This is a genomic window from Carboxylicivirga marina (genome assembly GCF_016612505.1).
In the GTDB taxonomy this organism is placed as follows: Bacteria; Bacteroidota; Bacteroidia; order Bacteroidales; family Marinilabiliaceae; genus Carboxylicivirga; species Carboxylicivirga marina.
In genome coordinates this window covers 51,979-65,702 of the sequence record NZ_JAENRR010000029.1, presented here as the reverse complement: position 1 = coordinate 65,702, position 13,724 = coordinate 51,979, and the positions used below count along the sequence as shown (strand labels likewise).

Sequence of the window (13,724 nt, the reverse complement as noted above, 5' to 3'; positions counted from 1 at the left end):
TTGACTTTTGCTCCTGCATAACTGTTAATATTTAGTTGTTTACATACTAACAGGCGGGAGCAATTTTTGATCAAATTTGCGTAATGAAAGATCTGCACCCTTAATTAACGAAGACTATAAAACAACCTGAAGCGTCTGTCCTGCCTTAGTTTCAAAGGTTAATATGCCTTTTTCGGATACACTGGATTTAACTTTTTTACCATTCGCATCCACAACATGTGCTTTTTCAGGTTTATCAAATTTCAAGCGGCATGTACCACCGCTTCTCGCAGTCACCGACAAATTTGTAAGATTCATTTTTGTCCATTTGGCAGACAGCACAAAGTTTCCGCGAGCCACAAGACCATTAAAGTATCCCGTGTTCCATGCTTTAGGCAATGCAGGCAATATCGTAATAACTTCTTCATGGCTTTGCAACAGCATTTCCGTCACGCCTGCCATGACACCAAAATTTCCGTCGATTTGAAACGGGGGATGCAGTGTCCATAAATTCGGCACCGTTTTTTTCTCAATGAAAAGTTGGTAGATTTTGTGTGCCCGGTCGCCGTCACTCAGGCGAGCCCAGCAATTCATACGGTGTGCCATGGCCCAGCCTGTGGTTTCGTCCCCACGTAAGTTCAAGGTTTTAATCGCTGCAGCCTTCCATTCTGGTGTAGATGAATTGATCATTGTACCCGGGTAAAGCGGACACAGATGTGAAATATGGCGATGATTTCTTTGGCCAATTGAGGAATAAGTAGTCTCTTCGCGCCACTCTTTAATTTGACCGGATTCACCTATCTGGATTGGGTCGAGTTTTGGTAACTCGCTCCGAATTGTTTCTAGGAATGGCTCTTTTATATCCATAATTTCGGCCAGCTTTAGCACATCGGAATGGTTTTCCCAGACAAAGCCTTGATCAAAAGTGCAGCCCTTGGTCACATAATGACGTCCGTTTTCCGCAAGGTGGCCAGGCATGCCTTCAAGTTGTTCTTTTGTAATAGGATTCTCAGGCGAGGCTGAGGGGCTTACTAAAAGGAAGTCATCTTGAGGAACGAGCGTTTTAGAAAACAGACGGCTCATACCCAGTAATGCCGGATAAGCTACCTCTTCCAGATAGTCTTTATCCAAGGTGTACTCATAATAATCCATTAGCATTTTGGTGGTAAAACCACCCGTTCCAGGACCGGAATGTCCACCAGGCATATTTATTTTATAGGGGGTGGCTCCGGTTCCGATTGCCCAGCCATTTTTACTTCGATCATCAGATATTTTATCTGGATGATGTTTTTTTAGAAAGGCCTGTGCATTATCCTGAGCTTTGAGATGGTAAGCCTTGAAATAATTGATGTATGCCTCGAAGGATTCTGCGAGGTTGACCGCGAAAGTGCCCCAATAGTTCATCTGCACATTGATGTTGTGCCAGTAACCACCAGTCCAGGGTGTAATTTCATAGGCACTCCACACACCCTGAAGGCCTGAAGGCAATGTTTTTTCTCGAGAACTTGAAATCAGCAGATAACGCCCATACTGAAACATCAGCTCTTCGAGATAGGTGTCTTTCGTTTTGCTCTGGTAGCTTGCTAGTAGTTTATGTGTAGGAAGTGCAGAAACCTCAGAGTTCAGGTTTATCTGAACCCGGTCAAACAAATTTTTATAGTCCGCTACATGGCGTTCTTTCAAGCTTTCAAAACCCCGTGAAGCAGCAGAGCCTATAATCTTGCTAAGGCGCTCATGCGGTGATTTACTTGGATCGAGTTTAATGCGATTATTGTTCAGAAAGACTTCTGAGGAGAGTTTGTAGTTGGTTCCTGTAGCTATGAGAATTGAAACGTTGTTTGCCCCTTCAACTTTAATTGAACCACCTTCTGCAGTAAGTGTGCCTCCATCGTTAAGTATCCTGAATTGCGCTTCAAAATTATTCCCTTCGTTAGGCAGAGTGCCGGAAAGGATAATTTCGTTGCCCTTTGCGACTACAGTACCAGTTTTTTTGTCAGCCACACGCAAGCTATTCAAATAGGGAATCTGAGGTGCGAGTTTGAATGAGAGTGCGCCCGGCTTGTCCGCCTTGAGATTAATTATCATCACCTGATCAGGATAGCTGATAAACATTTCGCGAGTATGCCTAACACCATCCGACAGATAACTAACGTGTCCAATTGCTTCATTCAGGTTGAGTGAGCGCTTATAGTCCTCCACATCCTTATGGTTAAAATGGATATCGACTTCCGCAAAACTTGTCAGGCCACCCAGGCCATAAAGACCTGTGTTGAACAAGGTCTTTTCCGTCAGTTGAATGCGCTCAACATCTGTTCGGCCAAATATGTTGGCGCCCATGTACCCGTTGCCAATGGGATAAGACCATTGTTCCCAAGCTTCATCGTAGGGAAAGTATTTAAGTTTATTTCCTCTTACATCAGCTTCGGTTTCTATGATGAGATGAGGTACAGGCTCACGTTCCCATAGTTCATAAATGGGCTCTGTATTGGTTTTAATAGTATCGTTGGCGAAACCGTTAATAAAGCCTAAGACAAGCAGCAAAGAAGCCACCATCATTCCTAAATACTTTCTGTTCATACAAATTTTATTCATAAACGATTGAATTAATATCGATAAAGGCAAAAATACGAGCTGTAAAATCTGTTAAAGTACGAGGAATCGTTCAATAAGGGTAGGAAATGATTCAGGAATGTCATTCAATTGTATGCAAATGATTACAAAGGATGCTGTTATACCGATTAAACATTAAAGTGAGCCTTATTTCACTTCGCTTATAAAACTCAATTAATGTAATATCGGCATTTACCATTGTAATTTCAAAGCTTCGCTTAGGCACACTTTGAAAAACAATTGGTATAATTCATCATTTCGGGAAATATTAATGCTTGATTATTGCTCTATTCAACATTATTCAAACAAGTTTGATACTGTCTTCATTTTTCGCAATAATTTAAAGATTTGCAGCTTGGTGCCAAATTTTTGTTCGTGGTTGTTTATTTTTTAAGGCATTCACGCTTTTCAATTCATTCCTTTACTTATGAAACTGGGTACCCAATCTACGTTGCTGAGGTCGTTTGATTCACAGCTTTTACTAGAATAAAGTTAAAAGCGATTTCCCTGCATTCAATGGCGAGCATTATCCTGGTTTTTCTGGAGGTATTACACAGTGTTGTTATTCCCACTAGTGAGTTGGAAATAGGCCGACACTTAAGTTAAATACCTGGTCTATGATTATGGCTCATAGGCTATTATCCAAATTCATCATTGGTTTACAGTATAAGGATTGAATTTTTATTCTGGCGAATGTCAACTGCAAAATTGCTACCACTAATTATACCGTTTACTAATCAAAATGCACCTTAAAATCAAGGCGCTTTGATTATGTATTGGCATTTACCATTGTAACGAGCAAAATGGCTTTAAGCGCATTTTGAAGTACAATTGGTATTATTAGAATTATATTAATTGTCCTTTAAATACTGACTTGGCGTAACTTTAAAATATTTTTTAAAGGTCTGGCTAAAATATTTCGGATCGGTAAAGCCAACCCGATAGGCTGTTTCACTAATGTTATGGCCCTCTTCCTTCATAATGCGAATGGCCTCTTTTAGTTTAACCGTCATCAGGAACTGTTGGGGCGACAAGTCTGTAAGTGATTTAATTTTACGATAAAGAACTGGGCGACTCATTCCTAATTCAGAAGCAATAAACTCAACGGTTAGCTTTTCGCTATCAATGTTGTTAATAATTAAATCTTTGATGTCATTTAAAAATACCTGGTCGGTGTTGGTTGGTGATACGTCTTCAACCTGAGTTGAAGGTTCAAGAAATTTACCTTTTAAAAGCTGCCTGTTCTTAAGTAGGTTTTTGATTTGAGTTTTGACTAATTGAATATCAAAAGGCTTTTCAAGATAGGCATCAGCACCATACTCCAGCCCTTCGCGTTTGTATTCAGGCGAATCAAGTGCCGTAAGTAAAATAATAGGAATGTGACAGGTTGATATTTCGTTCTTCAATCTCGTACACAACTGGTGTCCATTCATTTTTGGCATCATCACATCAGATATAACAATATCGGGCAACTCTTTCATAGCCACTGATAATCCTTCTGCACCATCTGCGGCGGTATATACCTGGTATTGGCCAGCTAATTCAGCCTGAAGACTTTCCAATAGCTCTGGATGATCTTCTACAATCAATAGTTTAGGGCCTTCGGTTTCTTCTAAAACAGTTGGAGCTTGTGTTGCAACAATCGGGATCAACTCACTTTTTTCTGTTTCTTCCTGCCTGATGTGCTCTTCCGAAAAGTGGGCATCTCCAAGAGGTAATTTGATGGTAAATATAGAACCCACTTTTTCGACACTTACAAAGTCAATCAAGCCTCCATGTAACTCAACCAACTGTTTGGTTAACATCAATCCTACTCCGCTACCTACTTCTCTTGAGTTAATAGCATTTGATGCCCTGTAATAACGTTGAAATATTTTTTTCTGTTGATTGGAAGGAATACCTTCACCGGTATCTTCCACTTCAATAATGGCATATTTGTTATCCGTTTTGGTTCTGATTTTAATTGAACCATCCACGTCGGTATATTTAAATGCGTTAGACAAGAGGTTAAACATTATTTTCTCCACTTTGATGCGGTCTAGCCATAATTCACATCCATCATCTTTGAAACTCATATCAATGCTGATGTTTTTCTCTGTCGATAAAGGGGAAAAGGTGTCAATGCGTTCCCTGATAAAGTGTTCAAATTGTGTTAACTCAACCTGTAATTGCATCTTTTTCAAGTCGGCTTTCTGAAAATCAAGTAATTGATTCACCATGTTGGTCAGGCGATCAACATTACGCTTTACCAGTTTAATATTATAACCTTCTAGTTCATTGCTATTCATTTTCTCAAGCATCTTTTCTATGGGTAGCTTAATCAATGAAAGAGGCGTGCGCAGGTCGTGGGCAATGGAAATAAAGAATTGTTGCTTTTCGGCATAATGCCTGTCCTGAACTATCGTATGGTAGTAGTGCATATTGAGTAAAATCAATATGATGAGAATGATGCCATATAAAACATAGGCTAGGGGTGTTTTCCAAAATGGTTTATCGATCTTCAGTGTCAGTGTTTTAACTTCATCCTGCCAAACACCATCATCGTTGCTCACCATTACTTTAAAGATGAAATTACCAGGAGGTAATTTGGAGTAGATAGCTTCCCTTGTGTTGGACGGGCCATTCCAATTATCCTCAAATCCTTCCAGTTTCCATTTGTAGCTGACATTCTGCGGGTTGGTGTAACAAATACTGCCAAACCTAAAACTCAATGAATTTTGGTTGTGCGCCAGATGAATCTTCTCTTGTAAATTAATGTGCTCATTGAGTGGACCATCGTTGCTGATTTGAACCGTTTGGCCAAACATTTCAAAACTTGTTAAAATAGGTTTAACCACCTGTTTTGACTTGGTGATATCCTTTGGATAAAACCACGATACACCTCGTGAACCGCCAAATATTAATTGGCCGGAAGAGTGTTTGATGGCTGCGTTTTCAGAAAATTCAGTGTTCGGCAGTCCATCACGAATATTATACGTATCATAACGCATATTTGAATCGTTGTACAACGACAGTCCACCTGTACTACTCACCCATAATTGTTCTTGATTGTCAAATATGATACTGCGTACAAAGTTTGTTGGTAAGCTATTGGAGCTCTTAACTGGTGCTAAACTATCTGTTTCCAGATCCCAGATATGAAGACCGTGCACATCGGTTCCGACATATAGAAGTTCTTTTGAAGGATGCTTACACATGCTTATTATTCGACTGGAAAGTAGGGTGTTGTTCGTGGGGCGCGTTATTTTAAGTGTTTGTTTGTCAATAATGAATAAACCGAAAAGGGTTCCGATATATATCAATTCATTTTCTTCGTGAAGTGACCTGACATTGGTGATGTCAATTTTATCCACTCGTTGTCGACTTTCATCAATGATGGTGACTCCACCCCAGATGCCACCGGACCATATTCGGCCTTCGGCATCTTTTATCACCTGATACAGGTGATTTGTTTGTGTGCGTTTCCAACCTTTACTGGCTTTGTAAATTTGTTCGCGTTGAAACGTTTGGGGGTTAATTTTAATAAGACCTCGTCCGTAGGTCGCTACCCAAATTGATCCATCTTCGCCAAGACACATGGACATCACCTGAAATGGCCTTTTAACCGAACGAGATAAGGGTGGTAGATGTTTCCACTTGTCAGTTGAAGGATAATATATACTTATGCCATCTTTTGTACCAAACCAAATGCTGTTTTTGTACTCAAGAACTGCATTAACTATATTATTACGAATGCTATTTGAGTTGAAGGGAACTTTTTTGGCGACTTTAAATTTCTTCTTATTTGGGTCAGACATAATAATACCACCACCATAGGTAGCTAACCACAATATATTGTCGGAACTATAATGTACCTGATAAAGGCCATTGGTTGTTAAACTTCCTTCCGTGTTATCGGCAAAGTACGTATTGGTTTGCTTAAGATCAAGATCGGTAAAGACCAGGCCGTAACCATCAATGGCAATTGTATAGCTCTGTTTATCCGGGCTAAGCTTGATGTCGTATATTGGTCTTCTGTTGTCCGAATCCACAAGCGTTTCTTTGGTAATAAATCTGATGGAGTCGGAATCAATTTTGAATTTATATGCTTCTGAATTTCTTGTTCCCAACAAAAGATGCTTATCGCTTTTATAAGTAACCATAATGTCTTGTTGGTTGAGTTGACTCAAGAGCTGTGAACGAATATGGATGTTTTCAATGGCTTTTGTTGTTGTGTTGATTTGATAAAGTCCCGATAGTGTGCCGATTAAAAGTGATTTGTCAGATATGGAACTAATACTATTGACTCTGGATGAAATACCAGTAATCGGAGTTAGTTCTTGTGTTGTAATATTATAATGAAAGAAACCGGATGTGGCGCCAATCCAGATCTCCTTCCTATTCACTGAAAGAATTGAGTTTATGTTATATATTTTCTCATGTTTGGCATTGGGCAATAGTTTCTCGAATTTGTCTCTTTTCTTATTGTATCCAAAAAGATTACCATTTTTAGTGCCGCATAGGATATGATATACAGGTGATAATTCCAGGCAATTAACAATATCATCTTTAATGGTGTGATCTGCTGGATAGGATAGTGAGTAGTGTTTAAAGTCAGTGCCATTAAATTTATCTACGCCATCATGGGTTGCAAACCACATAAACCCATCACCGTCTTGTGTGAGATCAACTACCCGACTGTTTTTAATACCTTCCTCAACTGATAGTTGTTTAAATTTTAATTTTTCTTGTCCAATTAGATCAGGAAAAGAGGTGAAGAGAAGTAACAGGATAACTGTCGGAATGAATAGTTTGTTATTGTGCATGTAGCATTTTTTTTTCGGGTAGCTAAAAATAAGTGTTTTTTACTAATCTATGCACTGTTTCATTAGTATTACGATAGTTTTTTAGCATTAACAATGCCTTCTTATAAAAAGTGCTGTATGTTACCCTTTAAATATTCTTTGATTGTAATAGTACTCTGACACCTGCGAATCATTTTTCTACCTTAATAGAACAATTCCTAGCATGCCTTTGATCTTATATCAAACTACATTGAGCCACATGAAATTGAATTTAGTTTGTAACGTTAATTTAAAATTGATATAGTAATGAAACGCAATATTTTTTTAGCATTGGTTATAACATTTGGGTTATTATCGTGCACAAATAGTACTAAATCAAAACAAGCGAAAAAGCCTAACGTCTTATTCTTTCTGGTAGATGATTTAGGATGGATGGACGTAGGCTATAATGGTTCTCCATTTTATGAAACTCCCAATATTGATCAATTGGCTAATGAAGGCGTACGTTTTAATAACGCTTATGCAACACACCCAAGATGTGTGCCTTCACGTTATTCTTTAGTAACTGGTCGTTATCCCGCCAGGGCTCAAATGCCAGGTCCAGGTGAAGGAAAATTAAATCCAACGAAAGGTGTTTATCCGGGTGATGAAGCACGACTGGAAGCTGACGAAGTGACCATTGCTGATGCTATGCGAGCAGGTGGTTATACCACTTTTTTTGCGGGTAAATGGCATTTAGCATTCTCGGGCACAATGCCTGAAGATGTAGGTTTTGATATAAATGTCGCTGGCGGGCATGCCGGATCGCCTATCTCATTTTTTGCACCTTATAATGAGAGTCACCGGACAACAAAAAAGAAACCTATTGAAGGACTAGATGACGCACCCGATGGGGAATATCTTACGGATAGAATTACAGATGAAACAATTCAGTTTTTGAATAATCATCAGGCAACACATCCGGAAAAACCATTTTTTGCGTATGTTTCACATTATGCCGTTCATGAGCCCATTGAAGCCAAGCAAGAACACGTCGACAAGTTCGAGGCCAAGAAGAAGAGCATGACCTACACCGGTGAGCCGTTTATTGAAGAGGGAACAGGTACAACAAAGATGCATCAGGATAATGCGACTTATGCTGGTATGGTTTATAGTATGGACGAAAGCTTAGGACGTATTACCGAAACCTTAAAGCAGCTGGGACAATTGGATAATACCATTATTATTTTCTTCTCGGATAATGGAGGCTTATCGAATCGAGGTTTTAACCCCAGAAGAGTGGCCACATCCAATTACCCTCTTAGGGCAGGTAAAGGGCATTTATACGAAGGTGGTGTGCGGGAGCCAATGATTGTAAAATGGCCGGGTATTACAAAAAAAGGCATGCAGAGTAATGCTTTGGTAACCGGTAATGATTTCTTTCCTACCATCCTTGAAATGGTTGGTTTAGAGCCATTGCCTCAAGCGCATTTAGATGGAGAAAGTGTTGTGTGGGCATTAAAAGAGCAGCAGGATCCAAATCCGGAACGTGCTGTTTTTTGGCACTCGCCAGTTGATCGTCCACATGCAACCGGCGACTCAAACAGTACAGCCATCAGAAAGGGACCTTACAAATTAATTGAGTTTTATGATCAAGATATTGTAGAACTCTATAATATTGAAGAGGATACTGAAGAAAAGAATGATTTGTCGGAGCAGATGCCGGATCTAACTCAGGCATTACTGGAGGAGCTCCATCAATGGCGATTAGATGTTAATGCATACATTAAAAAGTAAATTAAAAGCGAATTGCTCATGTAGTAATTCGCTTTTTTGATCAGCTTATATCAAAAACGATGGTGATGAGAACGATTACTTCCCTGTTAGCACTTTTTTTGGTTTTGAAACTCAATGCTCAGCATTCCTGCCTCGAAAGTGAATTAATTACTGTTAGTGGCAATATAGCACCTGTATCGTCATATGCCCTGGGAATGAGCGATGGTGTTGGAGGTACAATGCACTATTGCCCTTCAGATTATAATCATGAAAAGGGAGGTCACTATTATTTGGACTATAGTGATATAGGCGGCAGTGGAATGGATGGCTATCCCAATATTAAAATTGGCGGTTCACAATACGGAGGACAACGGCATCCGGGTGAATTTGACATTACCGGTATGCCTGTTTTAATCAAAGATATTCCGGAGACAATGGAAATAGAATGGGTGTGTAGTCAAACCAACGCAACTGATGATAATGACAAGTGGATGGCATCCATCAATTTTATTTTTGACATGTATGGTAACAGAGATAGTAAGCCCGTTTCGGCCGAACGTGATTACGATTTGGTTGTGAAAGCTCAAAGCTTCAATTTTAGTGACGGATTAGATGACCAGCCTGAAGTAAAGAATGGTATCATCTACTTTTTTGCACGAAATACCGATGGCAGCTTAAAGCCTTTTGAAATCATAATTGATAACCATACTTATACCTATGCAGTTCGTTACAAGTTTTTTGTAGGAAAAGAGGATAAGGATAATAAAGCGCACATTAAGTTGATTCCTTATGGTAATAATGGGGCGCCACCTCTTTTAAGGATGAAAGTAAAAGAATTAATCACAACTACCAGGGACTATGTGCAGTATGCCAATATCCCAGAACCATACTTAGGTCTTGCTTTGAATAATATTGCGCAGGATGATACCTGGATGAAGGCCATTAATGCCGGATATGAGGTTTATACCGGTCAATCACAACTAAACATCAACAGATTTAAAGTGTGGCCTGATGGTATAACAACATCAGTATTGGATACAAAAGTTAACCATGTAAGAATAGGACCTAATCCAGCAAAAGATATTGTTTATATATATGGTGGTGATGAGTTGATGGATGTGCAATGTTTTTCAATAAGTGGGCAAGTTCAGGATATTCGTTTAATCAATAACTCATTTCGTGTAGCACACCTTAAAAAAGGCCTTTACCTTATTCGTATGATAAATAGAAAAGGAACAACATCAAGGCATTTTAAATTAATCGTTAATAACTGAGAGGGTGAAATGTTTGAATTTAGCTAGTTGGCAGGATATTAGTTGGTTATAACTTGTGTTGAATGTGGGGTTGAATCAATGTTACACCTTTAATGAACGATTTTTAAAACATATTTTAACAATTAACCCTGTATCATTGCAGTGTAAAATTAAACGTTAATAATAAAGTTTTATGAAAAAAGTACTGTTAGGATTATTAGTCCTGTTTGTTTCAGCTTTGAGTTATGCTCAGGGAGGCAAAACTATAACAGGTAATGTTACAGATGAATCTGGCGCTAGCCTGCCAGGTGTATCTATAGCCATAAAAGGAACAACAATTGGTACTATTACCGACTTGAATGGTGATTTTACACTAAAAACACAAACCGATAGTGATGTGTTGGTGTTTTCATTCATCGGTTTTACAAGCCAGGAAGTAAGTTCACAAGGTAAATCTTCTCTCAAAGTAATATTAAGAGAGGATATGACTGATCTGGATGAAGTTGTTGTTGTGGGGTATGGAGAAATGAAAAAAAGTGACTTGACAGGTAGTGTTGCCTCGGTGTCATTTAAAAACGCAGGAGAAACAGGTATGCCTTCTGTTGATCAATTAATTCAAGGACGCGCAGCTGGTGTATATGTGAGAAATGCTTCAGGTGTTCCAGGTGGTGCAATTGATATTCAGGTTCGGGGTAATGGATCCATGTCAGGAAGCACACAGCCTTTATATGTGGTTGATGGAATGATTCTTGATACCGAAGGTGATGTTTCAGGTGCATCAAGTACAGTTGGAATGGCAGCCAGTAACCCATTTGCTTTCTTATCTCCAGAGGATATCGAGAACATGGAAATCCTAAAGGATGCATCTGCGACTGCTATTTATGGTGCCCGTGGTGCTAATGGCGTTATCTTAATAACAACTAAGAAAGGTAAGAAGGGTAAAAAGGGAACCATTACGTATAGCAATAGTTTCAGTTTCTCAGAGGTGAATAGGAAATTACCTATGATGGATGGGAATATGTATGCTGACTATATGAATGAAATGGATTCATTGGAATGGGTCGCTGACGGAATGGTTGGGGATATTAGTTATACCTATCCTGATACCGTAGAGATCAGACCTCGCGATTGGCAGGAGGAATTTTTTGAGCCAGCATTTACTCAGAATCATCGTATCTCTTTTGCTAAAGCTGATGAGAAGTCAAATACTTTCTTTTCGATGGGTTATTTGAATTCAGATGGTGTTATTAAAAGTACTGGTTTTACAAAGTACGATATGCGATTAAATAATAACCGCATGATTACAGATAAATTGAAGTTAACGACCAACTTTAATGCAGCACGTATAGAGAATGACATGACCGTAGGGACTGAGATACTTGGTGGTAACAGATCGATGGTTGGTTCTATTGTTTATTCTCAACCATTGGAAAATGTAGCTGTAGATGAGGAAGGAAATTTTGATCCGGATGAGATGTTCAATTCTCCTGAAAACTGGATAAATGACCATACAGATAAGGGGATTGAAAACTTGTTTGTGTCAAAGATCGCGTTAAACTACGACTTGCATAAGAATATCAAGTTAGAAGGAAGATTAGGTTCGGATTATAAAAATAAAGCGCGCTCTCGTTATTTCGGACGCGGAATCAGAAGAGGAGAAGAAGTAGGTGGATTAGGCGAGAAGTTTGGAACTGAAAGTTTCCACTGGGTAGCTGATTTATTGGTGAAGTTTAATTACAATTTTGACAAGCACCGTTTTAATGGAACAATCGGTGGAACTGCAGATCAAAAAATATTGGATCGTTATAAACTAACTTCAACATTTTTTATTGATGACTTTTTAGAATCAGATGCTATGCATGGTGGTGCAGTTCAGGTGATTGATTATACAACCCGACAGAACATTAAATACCAGTCTTTGCTATTCAGAATGAATTATAGTTACAAAGGAAAAGTGAATGTAACTGCTACTGGTCGTCAGGATTACTCGAATAAATTAGGTGAAGGCATGAAGGGCGCTTTCTTCCCATCTTTCTCTACGGCATATAGAGTAAGTGAAGAGAGTTTTGTGAAAAACTTAAACGTTTTCTCTAATCTAAAAGTTCGTGCTGGATGGGGACAAGTGGGAAGTAGTAATGTACCTGCTTATGCCACACGTAGTACATTTAATTTTGCCACTCAGCCAGATGATAATGGAAATCCACAAAAAATATTGGTACCTGGCCAACTTGGGAATCCAAATTTAACCTGGGAAACTTCAGAACAAATTAACCTAGGATTAGACTTCGGTTTTATGGAACAGCGTTATACTTTAACGATTGACGCTTACGACAAATACAGTAAAAATCAGTTGCAGCGAGTAACATTGCCTGCATCGGCAGGATATGCTTACCAATGGATTAATCTTGGGTCAGTTCAGAACAGAGGTATTGAATTGAGTTTAAATGCTACCTTGCTTCAAAACAGTGATTGGAAAATCAATTTAGGAGGAAACTTCTCATTAAATCGTAATGAGATTCTTGACATGGGAGGCGTAACCTACTTTGGTGAGCAAATTGGTAATAATGAGGAGATTAAAGCGCCTGTTAATATTTTTAGAGAAGGAGAAGCTGTAGGAGTATTCTATGGTTACCAAACCGATGGTATTATTCAGCAGGAAGATGTTGATAGCGGTGATCTACCAACTTATTATGGCGAAGCATTACCTGTAGGAAATATCAAGTTTGTTGATCAATTAACAGTTGATACTGATGGTGATGGTATTCCTGATGCACCTGATGGTAATATCGATGACCAGGATCAAACAATTATTGGAGATCCAAACCCTGACTTTGTTTATGGTATAACAGGTTCGGTTGATTACAAGGGCTTTAACCTTAACTTCTTGTTTACAGGAGTAAAAGGAAGAGATGTGTTTAATGCCAATTATGCACGTTCAAATAATTTCCACATTTCAGCAACCAACAAAATAGAAGATGCCTATGTGAATGCCTGGAGAAGTGATGCTCCTAGCAATACACATCCTCGTTTAGATTATCAAAGCAATACCTTCTCGGCAGTTTATACTGATCGCTGGGTGGAAGATGCATCGTTCCTTAAACTAAGTAACGTCACATTATCTTACACATTTAAACCAAGCGTGAGTTTTATACAGAGTGTTAAGGTATTTGCAACAGGAGCTAACTTGCTTACTATAACGGATTATTCAGGTTTTGATCCGGAAGTGGATGCATTTAGAGGTAATCCACGAAAAGTAGGTATTGATATGAACTCATTCCCTGCGGTTCGTTCGTATGTTGGAGGTGTAAATATCATTTTTTAATGAGCTATTATTCACTTGATT

At 38.9% G+C, this 13,724-nt stretch carries 5 protein-coding genes; 3 read left to right on the top strand and 2 right to left on the bottom strand.

Going from position 1 to position 13,724, the window contains the following annotated elements:
• Positions 1-114: 114 nt before the first annotated feature.
• Entirely contained in the window at positions 115-2,571 is a 2,457-nt protein-coding gene (locus tag JIV24_RS12880) for a glycoside hydrolase family 95 protein (protein ID WP_200465461.1), read from the bottom strand.
• Between the two features lie 869 nt (positions 2,572-3,440).
• The gene (locus JIV24_RS12875; RefSeq protein WP_200465460.1) at positions 3,441-7,394 is read right to left on the bottom strand and encodes a hybrid sensor histidine kinase/response regulator transcription factor; all 3,954 of its coding nucleotides are present in this window, start codon (positions 7,392-7,394) and stop codon (positions 3,441-3,443) included.
• A gap of 285 nt (positions 7,395-7,679) precedes the next feature.
• On the opposite strand from JIV24_RS12875, the gene JIV24_RS12870 reads away from it, so the two are divergent.
• The 3 genes from JIV24_RS12870 to JIV24_RS12860 all read left to right on the top strand — a co-directional run bounded on the left by JIV24_RS12870 (position 7,680) and on the right by JIV24_RS12860 (position 13,703).
• On the top strand, positions 7,680-9,149 hold the full coding sequence (locus tag JIV24_RS12870; protein WP_200465459.1) for a sulfatase: 1,470 nt from the start codon (positions 7,680-7,682) through the stop codon (positions 9,147-9,149).
• 65 nt (positions 9,150-9,214) lie between these two features.
• Positions 9,215-10,402 carry a T9SS type A sorting domain-containing protein gene (locus JIV24_RS12865; RefSeq protein WP_200465458.1) on the top strand — a complete coding sequence of 396 codons (1,188 nt, stop codon included), beginning with the start codon at positions 9,215-9,217 and terminating at the stop codon, positions 10,400-10,402.
• A 172-nt stretch (positions 10,403-10,574) separates the two neighbouring features.
• The gene (locus JIV24_RS12860; protein WP_200465457.1) at positions 10,575-13,703 is read left to right on the top strand and encodes a SusC/RagA family TonB-linked outer membrane protein; all 3,129 of its coding nucleotides are present in this window, start codon (positions 10,575-10,577) and stop codon (positions 13,701-13,703) included.
• Positions 13,704-13,724: the final 21 nt, after the last annotated feature.